Origin of the sequence: Sphingomonas astaxanthinifaciens DSM 22298, from assembly GCF_000711715.1 — a bacterium.
GTDB lineage: Bacteria > Pseudomonadota > Alphaproteobacteria > Sphingomonadales > Sphingomonadaceae > Sphingomicrobium > Sphingomicrobium astaxanthinifaciens_A.
The window spans coordinates 66219-84937 of record NZ_JONN01000001.1 but is presented as its reverse complement, the minus strand read 5'-3'; the positions used below and the strand labels follow the sequence as shown (position 1 = coordinate 84937).

The following is an 18719-nucleotide window of genomic DNA, read 5'->3' as shown; positions in this document are numbered from 1 at the left end:
GGAAGGGCGGCGAACGGCGAAACGTTGGCCTGGAAGGACGAACCGAGCCGGAACGGCAAAGGGCCCCCGCCGGCGGCAGGGGCCCTTCACGATGAGCAACAAAAGTTACTGGTTGTTCTGGCGATTGAGGAAGCGCGGGATGTCGAGCGGCTCGCGGCGGAGGCTCGGCGTACCCTCGTCCTCGACCTTGCCGCCGGCGCGCGCCATCGAGCTCATCCGCTCAAACAGCGTGCCCGTGGCCGCGGTCGGACGGGCAAGCGGGGCCTCCTCGTCAACCGGCGGAGCGATCGGCGGGGTACCGACCGGCGAGGTCAGGATGTCGTCGCTGTCGAGCAGCAACTCGTCGGTCTCGTCATTGTCCGAAAGGTCGAGCGGCTCGGGCGCCTTGGCGACGGGCGCGATCGGGGCGGCCGGCGCCGGGGTGGCGGCAGCCGTGGTGCGGCCCGGGAAGGTAAAGACCTTGCTCTGGGTCGATCCGCTGGTGCTCGGCGCCGGCTTGGTCGCCTCTTCGGCCTCGATGCCGGTGGCGACGACCGAGACACGGATCTTGCCGTCGAGATCGTTGTTGAAGGCCGAGCCCCAGATGATGTTGGCGTCGGGGTCGACCAGCTCCTTGATGTGGCTGGCGGCCTCGTCGACCTCCATCAGGCGCATGTCCTCGCCGCCGGTGATCGAGATGATGACGCCCTTGGCGCCCTTCATCGAGACGCCGTCGAGCAGCGGGTTCGAGATCGCCTTTTCGGCCGCCTCGATCGCGCGATTGTCGCCCGAGGCTTCGCCGGTGCCCATCATCGCCTTGCCCATCTCGCCCATGACCGAGCGGACGTCGGCGAAGTCGAGGTTGATGAGGCCGGGCATGACCATGAGGTCGGTGATCCCGCGGACGCCCTGCTGGAGGACCTCGTCCGCCATCTGGAAGGCTTCCTTGAAGGTCGTGTCCGAATTGGCGAGCCGGAACAGGTTCTGGTTCGGGATGACGATCAGCGTGTCGACGTGCTGCTGGAGCTCGGCGATGCCGGCCTCGGCGGCGCGAGTGCGGCGGCTGCCTTCGAAGGCGAACGGCTTGGTCACCACGCCGACGGTCAGGATACCCTTGTCGCGGGCGGCCTTGGCCATCACCGGCGCGGCGCCGGTGCCGGTGCCGCCGCCCATGCCGGCGGCGATGAAGCACATGTGCGCGCCTTCGAGCGCAGCCTCGATCTCCTCCATCGCCTCTTCGGCGGCGGCGCGGCCGATCTCGGGACGGGCGCCGGCGCCGAGGCCCTGCGTGATCTTGTGGCCGAGCTGGATCCGGCGGTCGGCGAGCGAAGCGTTGAGCGCCTGGGCATCGGTATTGGCGACCAGGAAGTCGACCCCCTGCACGTCCGCCTGGATCATGTTGGCGATGGCGTTGCCGCCCGCGCCACCGACGCCGATGACGGTGATCCTCGGCTTCAGCTCGTCAACCGCCGGCCGGACGAAATCGATGCTCATGTGGATGGACCCCCGCAAATCAACGCGTTGAACTTGTAAGCGTGAATCTATGATTCACCGGAGTCGGCGGCACAAGCGGAAAAGTTAATAGAAGTGCATCTTTTCGGACGAGACGTGGCGAACGGGACTCACGCGTCCCGAAAGGGGACGGTCAGGACCGCCCGCGGATCGCCGAGACCAGCCGGGCGATCATCCCGCCAGCCTGCGGTCCCGGCCGGGCGGTCGGCAGCGCGAGGTCGCGGATGTCGCCGGTGCTGCCCTGGCTCGCCAGCATCGCGAGGCCGACGAGGCTGGTGAAGGCGGGACCGCTATGCGCGTCGGGAAGCCCGGTCAGCGCGCGGGGCCGGCCGACCCGGACCGCGCGGCCGAGCACGCCCTGCATATAGTCGGCGATGTTCTTCAGTTCCGCGCCGCCGCCGGTCAGCACCACCTGCCGCCCGACCGGCTTGACGAAGCCCATGTCCTTGAGCGCGTCCTCGACCTCGGCGGTGATCCGTTCGACCCGCTGCCGGATCACGGTCATCAGCTGCGCCCGGCTGATGCGGAGCGGTTCGGCCCCGTCCTCGGCCCCGATGGGAAGCGCCTCGACCACCTCGTGATTGTCGCGCGGGGAGGTCATCGCCGAGCCGTGGAAGCATTTGATCCGCTCGGCATCGCGGCGGCGCACGCCGAAGGCGGCGGCGATGTCGTCGGTGATGTCCTTCGCGCCGAGCGGGACCGAGCGCAGCCCGACCAGCATCCCCCCGATATGCAGCGAGACATTGGTGACCTCGGCGCCGAGCTCGACCAGCGCCACGCCAAGGTCGCGCTCCTCGGCGCTCAGGCAGGCGAGCGCCGCGGCGACGGGCGAGGCGACGATCGCGCGGACCCCGAGATGCGCCTGGCGGATGGTCAGGTCGACATTGCGCAGGGGCGCCTCGTCGGCGGCGATGACGTGGATGTCGACGCCCAGCCGGCTGGCATGCATGCCGACCGGCGAGCGGACGCCCTGGACCTCGTCGATGGTGTAGAGCGCGGGATTGGCATGAAGCACGACCTGGCCGGGCCGGTCGACCGCCTCGCGGCCCGACTGGAGCAGTTCCTCGACGTCCGACGGCTCGACCTGGTGGCCACCGATCTCGACCTCGACCGTGGCGAGGTCGGAGCTCAGTCCGCCCGCGCCATAGCTGGCCCAGACGTCCTCGATCGTCTGGCTGCTCATCCGCTCGGCCTGCTCGACCGCTTCGCGGACCGCGACCTCGGTCGCCTCCATGTCGGTGACGAAGCCGCGCTTGACCCCGCGGCTCTGGCGCTGGCCGGTGCCGAGCACGCGCGGGCGGCCTTCCTCGTCGAGGGTGCAGACCAGGGCCGAGACCTTGGACGAACCGATGTCGAGGGCGCCGATGAGAAGCGGCTCGTCGCGATTGGCCATCAGTTTGCGGTCTCGGTGGTCATGGTGGTGGCCTCGGGCGGGGCCGCGCCGGGGGGAACGCGGACGATCATCTTGCCCGGCACGCGAAGGTCGAAGCGGAGCATGTCGCGGCCAAGCAGGCCGACCGAGCGGTCCATCTTGGCGAAGCGCTTGAGGGCGCGGGCGGCGGCGGCTTCGCCCTCGGGCAGCGAGACGGTCTCGCCGGTAGTGAAGGAAAGATCCCAGCGCCGGCCGCCGATCCATGTCGCGGACGCGAGCTGCGGCTTCAGGGTCGGATTGCCATCGACGATCCGCGCCAGCGACACGGCCTGGCGATTGGCGCCGGGCCCGATCAGCAGCGGCAGGTCGGGCATCTTGTCGACCGGCACGGCGTCGAGCACCACGCCCTCCCCGTCGATCAGGCTCAGCCGGCCCTGCTGCTGCCAGACCGCGGCGGGGGTGCGCTCGACCAAGTCGACGACCAGGCTGTCGGGCAGCCGGCGCGAGACGCGGGCGTCCTTGACCCAGCCGAACTGGAGCAGGTTTTCGCGGATCCGGTCGAGATCGACCAGGGCCTGCGCGGGCTCGTCCGAGCCGATCGGCGCCTCCTCGGCGGCACGGCGAAGCTCGTCGGTGACGACCGCGTCGACCTTGCGCCGGTCCATGTTCTTCAATCCGACGATCTGGTAGCTGTCGACCTTGAAGCCGGCCTCGCCGGTCGCCGCGCCGGTTGCGCGCAGCGCCTTCGCCGGCAGGTCGAGCGCGATCACCGCGATCACCGCCATCACGAGCACCAAAGCGAGGAAAGCCCAGCGCGCGAGGCGGCCGCTTCCCTCTGGCCAGGCCGAGGCGGCGCGCTTGGGCGCCTTGCGGGCCTGGCCCTTGCCCCGTCCCTTGGCCGCGGCCGGGCGCCGGATGGTCTGGGCGTTCACCCCAGCGCTTCCTCGATCAGCCGCTCGACCAGCTCGCCATAAGAAATGCCGCGCTGGCGGGCCTGCTCGGGGACGAGGCTCAGCGGAGTCATGCCGGGCTGGGTGTTGACCTCGAGGAGATAAAGACCCGCCTCGCCTTGGCGATCGTCCCAGCGGAAGTCCGAGCGGCTGGCGCCCTTGCAGCCGAGCACGCGGTGGGCCTTCAGCGCCATGTCGAGCATCGACTGGGCGATGTCGGCGGGCACCTCGGCCGGGCAGACATGCTCGGTCAGGCCGTCGGTATACTTGCTGTCGAAGTCGTAGAAGCCGACCTTGGGCTTCAATTCGGTGACGCACAGCGCTTCGTCGCCCAGCACCGCGACGGTCAGCTCGTGCCCGGCGATGAAGGGCTCGGCGAGCAATTCGTCGAAATCGTTCCACGGGCCCTTGGTGTCGCGCCCGATCGGATTGCCGTAATTGCTCTCGTCGGTGACGATGGCGACGCCGACGCTGCTGCCCTCATTGACGGGCTTCAGCACATAGGGCCGGGGAATCGGATCGGCCGAGAACAGGGTCTCGGAGCGGACCATCGTACCCTTGGGCATGCGCACACCGGCGGGCACGAGCAGGAGCTTGGTCAGCTCCTTGTCGATCGCGATCGCCGAGGTGCTGAGGCCCGAGTGGGTGTAGCGGATGCCCATCAGGTCCAGCATACCCTGGACCGTGCCGTCTTCGCCCGGATGGCCGTGCAGCGCGTTGAAGACGATATCGGGGCGAAGCTCACCGAGGCGCTTGGCCACGTCGCGGTCCATGTCGAGCTCGGTGACGTTGGACCAGCCGCGTTCGCGCAGGGCCGCGGCGACGCCCTTGCCGCTCATCAGGCTGACCTCGCGCTCGGAGGACCAGCCGCCCATCAAGACGACGACATGCAGGTCCTTATTCACGCTCAACTCCCACGCGCTGGATTTCCCACTCGAGCTCGGTGCCGCTGTGCGCGCGAACCCGGCGCCGGACTTCTTCGCCAAGGGCTTCGATGTCCGCGCTGGTCGCGCTTCCGAGATTCAGCAGGAAGTTGCAATGCTTCTCGCTCACCTGCGCGTCACCGATCGTCAGCCCGCGGCAGCCGGCGGTGTCGATCACCTCCCAGGCCTTCTTCGGGAGCGGATTCTTGAAGGTCGAACCGCCGGTCTTGCTGCGCAGCGGCTGGCTCGCCTCGCGCGCGGCGGCGATCCGGTCCATCTCGGCCTGGACCGCCTCGGGCTCGGCGGGGTGGCCGCGGAAGGTCGCGCTGACGACCACCGCCCCGGCGGCAAGCTCCGAATGGCGATAGGTGTAGCCGATGTCGGCGTTGGACAGCGTCACCAGTTCGCCCGAGCGGAGCACGACCTCGGCCTCGACGAGAATGTCCTTCACCTCGCGGCCATAAGCGCCGCCGTTCATGCGGACGAAGCCGCCGACGGTGCCGGGGATGGAGCGGAGAAACTCGATCCCGCCGATGCCAGCGTCGCGCGCATTGGAGGAAACGAGGATGCCCGACGCCCCACCGCCGCATTGGAGCGTCACCTCGTCGAGCCGCGTCACGCGGGCGAAGGGTTTGCCGAGGCGAACGACGACGCCGGGAACGCCGCCGTCACGGACGATCAGGTTGGAACCGAGACCGAGCGCCATCACCGGCACCGCCGGGTCGAGCGCGCGCAGAAACGCCTGAAGGTCGGCGGTGTCGGCGGGCTCGAACAAGGTCTCGGCCGCCCCGCCCGACTTGAACCAGACCAGAGGCGCGAGCGGTGCGGCGGCGGTGAGTTTGCCACGCACCTCCCCGTTCGCCCCGAGCGACGTCGAGGGGCCCAGCGCAATGGTGCCTCGACGACGCTCGGCACCAGCGGAAATTTGGCCCGGGTCGCTCATCCCTTGTTCGCCCGCTCGGTCCGGATCGCCTCGGCGAGGCCCGCCGCCCATTTGGTGATGTCCCCTGCCCCCATGCAGACGACGAGATCGCCGTCGGCGGCAAGATCGCGAAGCACGTGGGCGACGTCCTGCGGGCCGTTCACCGGCTGGACCATGCGGTGGCCGTGGCTGCGGATCGCGTCGGCGAGCGCGACATGGTCGACGCCCTCGATCGGGCTTTCGCCGGCCGCATAAACCGGCGCGACAAGCACCGCATCGGCCTCGACGAAGGCGTTGGCGAAATCCTCCATGAGATCGCGCAGGCGGGTGAAGCGATGCGGCTGGACCACCGCGATGACCCGGCCGCTCGTGCTGTCGCGTGCGGCGGAGAGGACCGCGCGGATCTCCACCGGATGATGGGCATAATCGTCGATGATCACCGCGCCATCGACCTCGCCGACGCGGGTGAAGCGGCGCTTGACCCCGCCGAAGCGCTCGAACCCGCGGGCGATCACCTCGTCGGCAAGCCCGAGCTCGAGCCCGACCGCGATGGCGGCGAGCGCATTCTGGACATTGTGGCGGCCGGGCATCGGCAGGGTCACGCCCGCAATCCGCCGCCGCTCGCCCGACCGCTCGAGCACCAAGGCGTCGAAGGTCGTCACCCCGCCCGAGGTCGTGACATTGTCAGCACGAAGGTCGGCCGCGGCGGAAAAACCATAGGTCACCACCCGCCGGTCCTTGATCCGGCTAAGGAGGTTGGCGACCTCAGGATGGTCGATGCACATCACCGCCAGCCCATAGAAGGGCACATTCTCGATGAACTCGACGAAGGCGTCCTTGGCCGCGTCGAAGCTGCCGTAATGGTCGAGATGCTCGGGATCGATGTTGGTGACGACCGCGATCGTCCCGTCGAGGCGGAGGAAGCTGCCGTCGCTTTCGTCGGCCTCGACCACCATCCAGTCGCCCTTGCCGAGCCGGGCGTTGGAGCCGTAGGCGTTGATGATCCCGCCATTGATGACGGTCGGGTCGAGGTGGCCCGCGTCGAGCAGCGCGGCGATCATCGAGGTGGTGGTCGTCTTGCCGTGAGTGCCGGCGACCGCGACCGTGTTCTGCATCCGCATAAGCTCGGCGAGCATCTCGGCCCGGCGGACCCGCGGCAGGCGGCGCTCGGCGGCGGCCTGGACTTCGGGATTGTCGGCCCGGATCGCGGTCGAGCAGACCAGCACCGCGGCGTCGCCGAGATTGTCGGCGCTCTGCCCGATCATCACCGGGATGCCGGCCTTGCGCAGCCCCTCGGTGACATAGCTCTCGGCCTGGTCGGAGCCCTGCACCTTGTAGCCGAGATGATGCATCACCTCGGCGATGCCCGACATGCCGATCCCGCCGATTCCGACGAAGTGGATGGTGCCGATGTCGCGTCCGAGCGCCTTCATGCCGCGGCTCCCGCCGGAGCGAGGCCGATCGGCGCGTCGGCCGTGCGCGGGGCCTTGCCGACCATCGCCGGGGTCTCGCCCTGGCCGACCAGCTCGACGAGGTCGGCGAGATCGCTGGCCGCGCGCGGACGGCCGACCGACAGCGAACGGGCGGCAGCGTTGGCCAGCGCCTCGGGATCGTCGGCCAGCGCCTCGATCTGGCGGGCGAGCGCAGCGGGCGTGAACTGCGGCTGCGGGATCATCCGCGCGCCCCCGGCCCGCGCCAGTTCGCGCGCATTGGCGGTCTGGTGGTCGTCGGTCGCGATCGGCAGCGGGATGAGGATGGCGGGACGGCCCGCCGCGGTCAGCTCGGCAATGGTCGAGGCCCCGGCCCGGCCGATCATGAGGTGGCACTCGCCAAGCTTGGCATCCATGTCCTGGAGGTAGGTCGACAGCTCGGCGGGAATGCCGAGACTGCGGTAGGTGTCGCGCACGCGTTCGATGTCGTCGGGGCGGCATTGCTGGACGACCTGCAGCCGGTGGCGGAGTCGCTCGCCGAGCTCGCCGAGCCCGGCGGGGACGACATCGCCGAGCACCGTCGCGCCCTGGCTTCCGCCGGTGACGAGGAGCTTCAGCGGTGCGACGTCGTCGAACGCCGGGAAGGGCAGTTCGCCCAGCCGGACGATGCTGGCGCGGACGGGATTGCCGACCAGCACGACCTTGTTCTTCTGCCCGGGCTTCAGCCGGTCGACCTGCTCATAAGCCGTCGCAATCGCCTGCGCCCCGCCCGCGAGCAGGCGGTTGACCCGCCCCAGCACCGCATTCTGTTCATGAAGCACGGTCGGGATATTTAGGGCCGAGGCCGCGAGCAGTGCCGGAAAGGCCGGATAGCCGCCGAAGCCGACCACTGCATGCGGCTGGTGCTGGCGATAGAGCGCCTTGGCCTCGCGCCGCCCGGCCATGACCGAGCGCATGGCCTTCAAAAGCCCCCAGGGCGTCTTGCTCAGCCGCCCGGCGGGCAAGACATGGACCGGCACGTCCTCGAACAGGCCGGGGATCTTGGCGCCGCGCGCGTCGGTCAGCAGCATGACCCCGTGGCCGCGCGACTTGAGTTCGGCGGCGAGCGCATGGGCCGGGATCATGTGGCCACCGGTGCCTCCGGCGGCGAGAACGAAATTCATTGAGGGCTACGCTCCCCGCTCCATTTCACGACATAGGGCGAGCGCTTCAGATAGGGGTTTCGGCGGGTGAAGGCGAGCAGCAGTCCCATGCCGATCGACAAGGCCAGCATCGAGCTCCCGCCATAGGAGATGAACGGCAGGGTCATGCCCTTGGACGGGGCCAGTTGCACGTTGACCGCCATGTTGATCAGTGCCTGCAGCCCGAACTGGCAGGTCAGGCCGGCGGCGGCGAGGAGCGCGAAAGGCTCGTCCTCGTCGAGGAGCTTGACCAGCACCCGCACGACGATCGCGCAATAGATGGCGGCGATCGCCATGCAGGCGATCAGCCCGAACTCCTCGCCGATGACCGAGAAGATGTAATCGGTGTGCGGCTCGGGCAGGCCGAACTTGCGGGTGCCGCCGCCCGGACCCATGCCGAGCAGCCCACCCGCGGTCAGGGTGCGCATCGCATTCTCGACCTGGAAATTGTCGCCCTCGCCGAACAGGAAGCCGTCGATCCGGACCGTCGCCACGTCATAGAAGAAATAGGCGAGCACGATCCCGACCAGTCCGGCGACCCCGATTCCGGCGAGCAGGCGGATGTTCGCCCCAGCAAGCGCGATCATCGCGATCCACACGGTTCCGAAGATGATGGTCGAGCCGAAGTCGGGCTGGATCATCAGCAGCACCGCGACGAGGGCGGTGAAGGCGCCCGACAGCACCATCACCGGCAGGCCCTTGTCCTTCTCCTTGAGGCTCAGCAGCCAGGCCGAGGAGACGATGAAGAAGGGCTTCAAAAACTCCGACGGCTGGACCTGGGCGAACCCGAAGCCGATCCAGCGCCGCGCGCCATTGACCTCGGGCCCGATGATCGGGACCAGCAGCATCGCGACGAGACAGACGCCGGTGCCGATCAGGCACCATTGCTTCAGCCGCTCGCGCGACATCATGGAGATGACGATCATCACCGGCAGCGACAGCGCCAGCCAGATGAGCTGGCGGTAGAAATAATGGAGCGGGGCGAAGGTGACGTTGCCGCCCGAATAGCGCTGCCCGGCGGCGGGCGAGGCGGCGGCGACCGCGACCAGCCCGATCGCGATCAGGACCGCGACGAGGATCAGGAGGACGCGGTCGATCTCCCAGAACCAGCGTCCGACCTGGCTTCGGTCGGCGCGGCCGTAGCGGTTCGAGGTGTCGATCGGGAAGGCCCTGGCCAGCACCGTGTTCATAGATCCCCCACTAGGCGCCGGAAGGCGTCCCCTCGTGCCTCGAAGTCACGAAACTGGTCGAACGAGGCGCAGGCCGGCGAGAGTAGAACCGTCTCGCCCGGCTGTGAATCCTCGTGAGCACATTTCACCGCATTTTCCAGCGTTTCCGCGCGGGTGACGTCAATCCCCCGCGCTTCAAGCAGCTCGGCGAACATCGGGCCCGCCTCACCGATGGTGTAGGCGCGGACGATGTGGTCGAGGTGACGCTCGCTGTCACCCAGCTCCTTGGTCTTCGCCTGCCCGCCGACGATCCAGCGAATGCGCGGGTAAGCGGCGAGCGCGGGGGCGGCCGCCTCCGCATTGGTTGCCTTGCTGTCGTTGACGAACAAAACGCCGCCCATCTCACGCACCCGCTCCATGCGGTGCGGAAGGCCGGGATAGGTGCGGAGGCCGTCGCGAACCGCAGCCTCCCCGATTTCCAGTAGCTTAGCGGTGAGCAGCGCTGCGGAGGCGTTTTGCGCGTTGTGCGGGCCTTGCAGATCGTCGGAAAGCTCCACCTCACCAACATCCGCAGCGTAGAAGCGCTCAACATAACTCACGGCAGCTCGCTCGCCGATGCTCCCAACGGGTTTCAGGCCGCTCAGTGCTCCGGATACCGGGTCGTCCGCGCCGAAAAGTCCGTAATGCTGCCAAGACTGCATCTCGAACAGCCGCGCCTTGCTCGCCGCATAGGCCTCAAAGCTCTCGTACCGGTCCAGATGATCGGGCGTGATATTGAGCAGCACCGCCACGTCGCAGTCGAGGCTTTGCGTCAAATCGATCTGGTAACTCGACAGCTCCAGCACATAAACCCCGCCCTCCGGCAGCGGGTCCTGCGCTAGGATCGGCAGTCCGATGTTGCCGCCCATGGTCGTCGGCACGTCCGCAGTCTTGAGGATGTGATGGATCAACGCCGTCGTCGTGCTCTTGCCGTTGGTGCCGGTGATCCCGACCACTTTGTGCGCCGGAAGCTCGGCTCGGGCACGGGCGAATAGCTCGATGTCGCCGATGATCTCGACGCCGGCCTCACGGGCGCGAGCGGCGATGGGATGCCGATTAAGCGGCAAGCCCGGCGTTACGACGAGAGAGTCAAACTTGGAGAGGTCTGCCTCGTCCAGATCCTCCAGTGCGATGCTGGCGGACAGTCCTTTATGCCGAGTAACATCCGCAATCGCGTCGACGTCTAGTTGTTCGAAGAAGGCTTCCCTCTTTTCTTTATCTCCATCCCACGCCGTCACCTCCGCCCCGCTCGCGACCAGCGCGCGCACGGTGGCAAGGCCGGAGCGGGCAAGCCCGTAGACGGCGTATTTCTTGTTCTTCCAGGCCCCGGCCGTGATCACCGCAGCTTGAGCGTCGAGAGACCGGCCAGCGCCAGCACGAAGGCGATGATCCAGAAGCGGATGACGACGGTCGGCTCGCTCCAGCCCTTGTGCTCGAAATGGTGGTGGATCGGGGCCATCAGGAACACCCGCCGCCCGGTCCTCTTGTAGACCGCGACCTGGATGATGACCGACAGGGCCTCGACCACGAACAGCCCGCCGATGATCGCCAGCACGAATTCGTGATGCGCCGCGACCGCGACCGCGCCGAGCGCCCCGCCCAAAGCGAGGCTCCCGGTGTCGCCCATGAACACCGCCGCCGGGGGTGCATTGAACCAGAGGAAGGCGAGGCACGCGCCGACCACCGCCAGCAGCAGCACCGTCAGGTCACCCGCGCCCAGCACATGCGGGATGCCGAGATAGGCCGCGAACTTCGCATTGCCGACGAGATAGGCGATGAGCGTGAAGGCCAGCGCGGCGATCACCACCGGCATGGTCGCCAGCCCGTCCAATCCGTCGGTCAGGTTCACCGCATTGCCGAAGGCGACGATCACGAAGGCGCCGAAGACGACGTAGAGCCAGCTGAGGTCGAGGATCGGTCCCTGGACGAAGGGCAGATAGAGGTTGGTGCCCGAATGGCGCACCATCAGCCAGGTGGCGAAGCCCGCGATCAGGAACTCGAGCAGGAGCCGGACCCGCCCGGGGATGCCGGCGTGATGGGCCTTCTTGACCTTGTCATAGTCGTCCATGAACCCGATCGCGCCGAAGCCGATCGTCACCAGCAGGCACGCCCAGACGTAGGGACTGCCAAGGTCCATCCACAGGAGGCACGAGATGCCGACCGAGATGAGGATCAGGAGGCCGCCCATGGTCGGGGTGCCGCGCTTGGCGAGGTGGGTCTGCGGGCCGTCGGCGCGGATCGGCTGGCCCTTGCCCTGCCGGACGCGAAGATAGTTGATGAACCACGGCCCGATGATGAGGCCGATCGCAAGCGCGGTCGCGGTCGCCGCGCCGGCCCGGAAGCTGATGTATCGGATGAGGTTCAGGATTCCCGGAAAGCCGAGATATTCCGCAATTACGTAGAGCATGTCGCGGCGCCCCCTGCCACTTGGCTCACGAGTTTCGCAAGCCCGATGCCGTTCGATCCCTTGACCAGCACCGCATCACCCGGGCCGAGCCGTTGCCACAGCGCGTCGGTTGCCGCCGCGGCGTCGGGAACGAGGACGGCCGGCACGTCTGCCCCAAGCGCCTCGAGCAGCGGCCGCATCGCTTCGCCGACCAAAATCACCTCCGCGACCTTGGCCTCGCGGATCGCAGGGGCGAGCCCGGCATGGGCCTCGTCGCTATGGTCGCCAAGCTCGAGCATGGTGCCGAGCACCGCCAGCCGGCGACCCTCGACCGGCTCTTCACCGAGGCTGCGCAGCGTCGCGGCCATGCTTGCCGGGTTGGCGTTGTAGCTTTCGTCGATCAGCAGCGCGGTGCCGCCGCGGACGGGAACATGGTGGCGTTCGCCCCGGCCCTTCAATCCGCCCATGTCGCCGAGCGCGAGGCCCGCCGCGGCAAGGTCGGCACCGGCCGCCTCGACCGCGGCCAATACCGCGAGGCTGTTGGACACCCAATGCTCGCCCGGCTGGGCGATCGTATAGGTGAGATCGGAGCCCTGCAGCCGCGCGGTGACGAGGCTTCCGCCATTGTCGGCGCGCACGGCGTGGACCGCATGAATTTCCGCATCGCCCGAGCCGAAGGTCAGGATGGTCTCGGCATGCCGCCGGGCCTTTTTCAGCAACCGGTCGCGATAGGGCGTGTCATTGGGGATGATCGCGGTGCCGCCGGGCTCGAGGCCTTCGAAGATCTCGCCCTTGGCATCGGCAATGGCTTCCATCGAGCCGAGATTCTCGATGTGCGCGGGCGCGATGGCGGTGACCAGCGCGACATGCGGACGAACCATGGCGGTCAGCGCACGGATCTCGCCCGCGTGGTTCATGCCCATCTCGAACACGCCATAGACGCTGTCGCGGGGCATTCGGGCGAGGCTCAGCGGCACGCCGGTGTGGTTGTTGTAGCTCTTGACGCTGCGGTGGACCTTGCCCCGGTGGCGCCGCTCGAGCGCGGCGGCGAGCGCCTCCTTGGTGCTGGTCTTGCCGACCGAGCCGGTAAGCCCGAGCACAATTCCCGTCATCCGCGCGCGGGCCGCGCGGGCGAGCGCCTCGAGCGCGGCGGGAACGTCGGGGACGAGGACATGCGGACAATCGACCGGGCGGCTGACCAGCGCCGCGGCGGCGCCCAAGCCAAGCGCCTTGCCGATGAAGTCATGCCCGTCGGCGACGGTGCCGGGCATGGCGACGAAGAGGAAACCGGGCTCGACTTCGCGGCTGTCGAAGGTGACCCCCGTCACCTCGAACGGCGCGGACACGGTGCCGCCGGTCGCCTCGGCGATCTCGGCGGAGGTCCACAGAGCCGTCATTTGCCCAACTCCCGTTCGTCCTGAGCGAAGTCGAAGGACGCCAGCGCCGGCGTGCTTCGACTTCGCTCAGCACGAACGATCATTGGGACCAAGCTCCGAACCCTCACGCCGCGCACTCCCGCGCGACCGCGGCATCGTCGAACGGAAGCGCGGTGTCGCCGATCACCTGGACGGTCTCGTGGCCCTTGCCCGCGAGGAGGACGATGTCCCCGGCCCGCGCCTCGGCGATGGCGGCGGCGATGGCGGCACGCCGGTCGCCGATCTCGCGCGCACCCGGCGCCCCGGCCAGCACCGCGCGGCGGATCGCGGCGGGGTCCTCGGTGCGGGGATTATCGTCGGTGACGATGACGAGGTCGCTGGCGGCCGCGGCCACCCGGCCCATCTCGGGCCGCTTGCCCTCGTCGCGGTCGCCGCCGGCGCCGAAGACGGTGATGAGCCGTCCCTCGACATGCGGGCGGAGCGCCGCGATCGCCGCTTCGAGCGCGTCGGGGGTGTGGGCATAGTCGATGTAGACGGGCGCGCCCGCGGGCGTGATCACCGCCCGCTCGAGCCGCCCGCGCACGGGGCTCAACCGGCCGAGGCCCGCGAACGTCTGCTCCCAGCTGCCGCCGGTCGCGAGCACAAGACCCGCGGCGACCAGCACGTTGGCGGCCTGGTAGGCACCGATCAGCGGCAGCTTGAGCGTCCAGTCCCGGCCAGCATGACCAAGGGTCAGGGTCTGGCCCAGCGCGCTCGGCTGCTGCCCCTTGAGGTCGATGGTCTCGCCGCCCGGACCAACCGTCAGCACCTCGAGGCCCCGGCGGCGCGCCCGCGCGATCACCTCGGCGCTTTTCGGATCGGCGGTCCAGACCACGGCCGCGCCGCCATCCGCGACCACCTCGTCGAACAATCGCATCTTGGCCTCGAAATAGGCCTCCATGGTCTGGTGATAGTCGAGATGGTCGCGCGAGAAATTGGTGAAGGCGGCGGCGGCGACCCTCGGCCCCTCGCTGCGATACTGGTCGAGGCCATGGCTCGACGCCTCGTAGGCGACATGGCCGATGCCCATCTTCCTCAGGCCCGCCATGTTCGACAGGAAGGTCACGATGTCGGGGGTGGTGAGGCCGGTCTTCACCTGGTCGTCGGCGGTGGTGACGCCGAGCGTGCCCACCGAAGCAGAACGCTGTCCTGCCATCCGCCACAGCTGGCGGGTCATCTCCACGGTCGAGGTCTTGCCGTTGGTCCCGGTGACCGCGACCATCACCTCCGGATAGGGCGCGAAGAAGCGCGCGGCGAGCGCGGCGAACCGGCGGCGCGGCTCGGGATCGGCGATATGCACCGCCCCCTCGACCCGGGCCTCGGGCCGCGCGACCACGGCAATCGCGCCGCGGGCGATCGCGGGGGCGATATAATCCTCGCCGTCTTGGGCCGAGCCGCGGAAGGCGCCGAACACGGTGCCTGGCGCGACCTTGCGATGGTCGATGGCGAAACCGGTAATGGCGGCGTCACCACCCTCCGGCAGGGCGTCGACGAGGTCCGACAGGCGCATGGCGGCTATTTCTCTTCGCGGACGAAGGGCAGCACTTCGCTCATGTTGGCGTCGCGCTTCAGGTCCGGGCGGACGCCGAGCATCGGCGCGATCCGCGCCACGACCTTGCCGAAGGTGGGCGCGGCATTCCAGCCGGCGGTGCGGAAGCCGTAGGTATCGGCGGTGGCCTTGGGTTCGTCGAGCATCACCACCATCGCATAGCGAGGCTCGTCCATCGGGAAAACGCCCGCGAACGAGGTGATGTTGACCGTCTTGGAATATCGGCCGTTGATGACCTTCTCGGCGGTGCCGGTCTTGCCGCCGACGCGATAGCCGATGGCATCGGCCTTCTTGCCCGTGCCCTTCATCACCACCAGCCGGAGCAGCGCCCGCGACTTGTAGCTGGTCTCCTCACTGAACACCCGCGTGCCCCTGGCGACGGGATGGCCGGGCCCGACCTTGAGCAGCGTCGCCGGGCGGTAGATCCCGCCATTGTAGAGCGTGGCGTAACCGATCGCGAGGTGCAGCGGGGTGACCGCGATCGAGTGGCCGAAGCCGACCGTCATCGTGGTCGCCGGGTTCCAGCGCGCCGCCGGGATGGTGAGGGCGCGGCCGCGCTCGGGAAGTTCGATCTCGGGCTTGCCGAGGAAGGTCATCTTCCTGAGGAATTCGCGCTGGCGCTCGCCGCCGACCTGCGCCGCGATCTGCGCGGTGCCGATGTTCGAGCTTTCCATCATGATCTCGGCGACCGAGCAGGGCCGACCGAAGGGGTGGGTGTCGGTGATGATCCGCCCGCCCGGCAGGCTGAGCTTGTCGTAGCAGGGATAGATCTGCCCCATCGACTTCACCGTGCCCACCTCCATCGCCATCGCGACGGTGAAGGGCTTGAAGGTCGATCCCAATTCGAAGGCGCCGAGGGTGGCGCGGTTGAACTGCGCCTCCGGGTCCATGTTGCCCGCGACATTGGGATTGAGCTGCGGCAGGCTGGTCATCGCCAGCACCTCGCCCGTGTGGATGTCGAGCAGCACGCCCGCGGCGCCGATCGCGTTGAAGGTCGCCTTGGCTTCGAGCAGTTCATGCTCGAGCGCCTGCTGGACGGGGCTGCTGATCGAGAGGGTCAGCGGCTGGCCGCGTGTCGCGGGGTCGGACAGATATTTGTCGAACGCCCGCTCCATCCCGGCCGCGCCGTGGCCGTCGATGTTGGTGTAGCCGAGCACATGGGCGGCAAGGTCGGTCTGCGGGTAAAGGCGGTCGGGCTCACGGCTGAGCGCGATCCCGGGCTCGCCTAGCGCGTTCAGCGCGGTGACGAGATTGGGCGCTGCCCGCCGGCGCAGGTAGATGAAGCTCTTCTTCGAGTTGATCTCGGCGAGCCAGCCCGCGACATCCTTTTCGGGCATCAGCCGGGCCAGCGAGACGGCCAGCGCGCGCTTTTCGCCGATCACCTTGGCCGGCTGGAGCGCGACGGTCCAGCTGTCGATCGTCCGGGCGAGCGGCTGGCCGTTGCGATCGACGATATCGCCGCGCGCCGGGATCAGCGCCGAGGGGCCGCTCTGTGCCCCGGCATGGGTCCCGAACAGGCCGAGCCAGGTCAGGCGCAGGATGATCGCGCCGGCCACCGCCATGAACACCAGCATTCCCACCATCAGGCGCTGGTGGATGACCGCCAGCAGTTGCCGCCGCTGGCCGACCAGGCGAAGCCGTTCGGGCCGGGCGACGAGTGCGGGGGTCGGGGCGTTCATTGCCGGGCTTTGGCGTCCTTGGATTTGGCGTTCGCAGGCGGGGTCGCCGGCTTGGGCGGCGCCTTGCTCTTGGCGGAGTCGGTCGGCGCCTTGGCCGCGACCTTCTCCTTGCGGGCGGTCGTCGCTGCCGCCGGTGTCTTGTCCGTCGAGGCGGCCGCCGTAGCAGCCTTGGCCGCGGGCTTCACCGGCCGAGCCGGCGCAACCTTCGGCTTATCCACAGTTTTTTCGCCCGGTTCGGGCAGGTCGCGGCGGAAGCTCGCCACCTGCATCAGGTCACGCGCGCTGGACCCCGAAGCGTCGGGATCGGCGACACGAGGGGTCGGCGCGGGCGCGGGGGCCGAGGCCAGGACCACCGGCGCCGCCGGATCGACGGTCTTCTTGGGCGCGGTCAGCGTCGCGAGCTGGAATTCGCCCTCGAGGAACTGCTGCGCCTTGGGCGCCGACAGCGCCAGCACCTTGACGTTCCAGCTCTCGAGCTGCTCGAGCCGGCCGCGGGTGCCGATCTCGGTCTGCAGCACGCGGATGTCGCGCTGGGCCAGCACGATGCGGTTCTGGACCTGGTCGAGCGCGGCCCGCTCGGCTGCGACCTTGAGGCTGACCATGTAACAGCCGAGCGCCGTCCCGGCGACCGCCGCGACCCAGCCGACTTCGCGAAAACCCCGGACCATCATGCTGCCTTTCGAGGGGTGACGGGGGCGTCGGTCCGCACCGCGGTGCGCAGCCGGGCCGAGCGGGCGCGCGGATTGGCCGCCAGTTCTTCCGCGCTCGGCGCGATCGGCTTGGCGACCGCGCGGAAGGTGGGGGCCGGCCCAGCGGCCACCGCGGGACGGTGGCGCGAGCCGGCCGGTGCGGCCCCACTCCGCACCTTGAGAAACTGCTTCACGATCCGGTCCTCGAGGCTGTGGAAGGTGACCACCGCCAGCCGCCCGCCGGGGCGAAGGCTGCGCTCGGCCGCTTCCAGCCCGGCCTCGAGCTCCTCGAGTTCGGCATTCACGTGGATCCGGATCGCCTGGAACGTGCGGGTCGCCGGGTCGGTCTTCATCCCCGCATGATGCCCAAGCACCTTGCGGCAAACCGCCGCCAGCTCGGAGGTGCGGGTCAGCGGACGGGCGGCGACGATTGCCCGGGCGAGGCTCCGCGCCCGGGGTTCGTCGCCGAAGTCGCGGATCACGCGGGCGATCTCCGCTTCTTCGGCGTGGTTGAGGAAGTCGGCCGCGGTCGGGCCGTCCTGGCCCATCCGCATGTCGAGCGGGCCGTCTTCCTTGAACGAAAAGCCGCGCTCGCGCTGGTCGAGCTGCATCGAGCTCACCCCGATGTCGAGGGTGATGCCGTCGACCGGCGCGAGATCGCGCTCGGCGAGCACCTCGCCCATCCGGGAGAAGCGCTCGTGAATGAGGGTCAAGCGCGGATCCGGGACGAGTGATGGCCCATTGGCGATCGCATCGGGGTCGCGATCAAAGGCAATCACTCGTCCCGCCCCCGCCCGGAGCATGGCGCGGGTGTAACCGCCAGCTCCAAACGTGCCGTCGACATGGGTCTCGCCAGGGGCAATGGCGAGGCCTTCGACGACTTCATCGACCAGCACCGGGCGATGCCCCGCGAGGGCATGCGGGTCATGCGCGGGAACGGAGGGGGGATTCCCGCTCATGCGAGCCCCCGTTCCTCGAGCCGGTACCGGCAGACATCCTTCAGGTCCTCGGGGATGCGCTCATCCTCGAGGAGGGCCTGGGGATTCCAGATCTGAAAGGTTTCGCCGACGCCCAGGAACAAGGCGAGGTCGGCGATGCCGCCCTTGCGGCGCATCATCGTCGGCAGGAGGATCCGGCCCGTGCTGTCGTAGGGCACTTCCTCGCTAACCGCGAAGGCGAGCAGGTTGCGGCGCTGATAGTCGAGCTGCGCGTCGGCGCTCGTCTCTTCCTTCTCGAGCAGGCGCTCGATCTTGCTGTGCTTGAGGGCCGCGTAGGCGGGGTCATAGGCCGACAGGCAGGGGAAGGTCTCGTGCTTCGCCAAGACGATGGTGCGGGCATCGCCGCGGCGCTCGATCACGGTGCGCAGGAAGGCGGGGACGGAGACACGCCCCTTGGCGTCCACCCCGTTCAATGCACTGCCCTGGAACAGATGCTCCAATGCCACCGCGACACGCTCCCCAAGCGCGGTGGACAGATTCCTCCCGTTCGCCGGAACGCGGGGTCGCCGCGACCGGCGGCCGGCCC

16 protein-coding genes are annotated in these 18719 nt (G+C 68.8%); all 16 read right to left on the bottom strand.

Features of this window, described 5'->3' with window-relative positions:
• Positions 1-105: 105 nt before the first annotated feature.
• Positions 106-1473: a cell division protein FtsZ gene (gene ftsZ, locus BS69_RS0100440; protein WP_029940021.1), complete on the bottom strand. Its 1368-nt coding sequence runs from the start codon at positions 1471-1473 to the stop codon at positions 106-108.
• Positions 1474-1624: 151 nt separating this feature from the next.
• Complete coding sequence (gene ftsA, locus BS69_RS0100435; protein ID WP_029940020.1) at positions 1625-2884, bottom strand: cell division protein FtsA; 1260 nt, start codon at positions 2882-2884, stop codon at positions 1625-1627.
• A complete protein-coding gene (locus BS69_RS0100430) occupies positions 2884-3795 on the bottom strand; it encodes a cell division protein FtsQ/DivIB (protein ID WP_051676364.1) in 912 nt (303 codons plus the stop codon). The genes ftsA and BS69_RS0100430 overlap by 1 nt, the downstream gene beginning before the upstream one ends.
• Positions 3792-4688, bottom strand: a complete 897-nt coding sequence (locus BS69_RS0100425; protein ID WP_029940018.1) for a D-alanine--D-alanine ligase — start codon at positions 4686-4688, stop codon at positions 3792-3794. The genes BS69_RS0100430 and BS69_RS0100425 overlap by 4 nt, the downstream gene beginning before the upstream one ends.
• A gap of 22 nt (positions 4689-4710) precedes the next feature.
• Positions 4711-5679 (bottom strand): UDP-N-acetylmuramate dehydrogenase, encoded by a 969-nt coding sequence (gene murB / locus BS69_RS0100420; protein WP_084184193.1) that lies wholly within the window; start codon positions 5677-5679, stop codon positions 4711-4713.
• Positions 5676-7091, bottom strand: a complete 1416-nt coding sequence (gene murC / locus BS69_RS0100415) for a UDP-N-acetylmuramate--L-alanine ligase (protein ID WP_029940016.1) — start codon at positions 7089-7091, stop codon at positions 5676-5678. Before murC ends, murB begins: the two co-directional genes overlap by 4 nt.
• Positions 7088-8251, bottom strand: a complete 1164-nt coding sequence (gene murG / locus BS69_RS0100410; protein WP_051676362.1) for an undecaprenyldiphospho-muramoylpentapeptide beta-N-acetylglucosaminyltransferase — start codon at positions 8249-8251, stop codon at positions 7088-7090. Before murG ends, murC begins: the two co-directional genes overlap by 4 nt.
• A complete protein-coding gene (locus tag BS69_RS0100405) occupies positions 8248-9459 on the bottom strand; it encodes an FtsW/RodA/SpoVE family cell cycle protein (RefSeq protein ID WP_051676360.1) in 1212 nt (403 codons plus the stop codon). The genes murG and BS69_RS0100405 overlap by 4 nt, the downstream gene beginning before the upstream one ends.
• Positions 9456-10817, bottom strand: a complete 1362-nt coding sequence (murD, locus tag BS69_RS0100400) for a UDP-N-acetylmuramoyl-L-alanine--D-glutamate ligase (RefSeq protein ID WP_029940013.1) — start codon at positions 10815-10817, stop codon at positions 9456-9458. The genes BS69_RS0100405 and murD overlap by 4 nt, the downstream gene beginning before the upstream one ends.
• Entirely contained in the window at positions 10814-11884 is a 1071-nt protein-coding gene (gene mraY / locus BS69_RS0100395) for a phospho-N-acetylmuramoyl-pentapeptide-transferase (RefSeq protein WP_029940012.1), read from the bottom strand. The genes murD and mraY overlap by 4 nt, the downstream gene beginning before the upstream one ends.
• Positions 11872-13260, bottom strand: coding sequence for a UDP-N-acetylmuramoyl-tripeptide--D-alanyl-D-alanine ligase (locus BS69_RS0100390; RefSeq protein WP_029940011.1), 1389 nt, complete (start codon positions 13258-13260; stop codon positions 11872-11874). The genes mraY and BS69_RS0100390 overlap by 13 nt, the downstream gene beginning before the upstream one ends.
• 103 nt (positions 13261-13363) lie before the next feature.
• On the bottom strand, positions 13364-14788 hold the full coding sequence (locus tag BS69_RS0100385; protein WP_029940010.1) for a UDP-N-acetylmuramoyl-L-alanyl-D-glutamate--2,6-diaminopimelate ligase: 1425 nt from the start codon (positions 14786-14788) through the stop codon (positions 13364-13366).
• Positions 14789-14793: 5 nt separating this feature from the next.
• The gene (locus tag BS69_RS0100380; RefSeq protein WP_029940009.1) at positions 14794-16506 is read right to left on the bottom strand and encodes a peptidoglycan D,D-transpeptidase FtsI family protein; all 1713 of its coding nucleotides are present in this window, start codon (positions 16504-16506) and stop codon (positions 14794-14796) included.
• Entirely contained in the window at positions 16503-17174 is a 672-nt protein-coding gene (locus tag BS69_RS13430; protein WP_051676358.1) for a hypothetical protein, read from the bottom strand. The genes BS69_RS0100380 and BS69_RS13430 overlap by 4 nt, the downstream gene beginning before the upstream one ends.
• Positions 17174-18154, bottom strand: a complete 981-nt coding sequence (gene rsmH, locus BS69_RS0100370; RefSeq protein ID WP_051676356.1) for a 16S rRNA (cytosine(1402)-N(4))-methyltransferase RsmH — start codon at positions 18152-18154, stop codon at positions 17174-17176. The genes BS69_RS13430 and rsmH overlap by 1 nt, the downstream gene beginning before the upstream one ends.
• Entirely contained in the window at positions 18151-18633 is a 483-nt protein-coding gene (locus tag BS69_RS0100365) for a division/cell wall cluster transcriptional repressor MraZ (RefSeq protein ID WP_156956774.1), read from the bottom strand. The genes rsmH and BS69_RS0100365 overlap by 4 nt, the downstream gene beginning before the upstream one ends.
• Positions 18634-18719 lie beyond the last annotated feature (86 nt).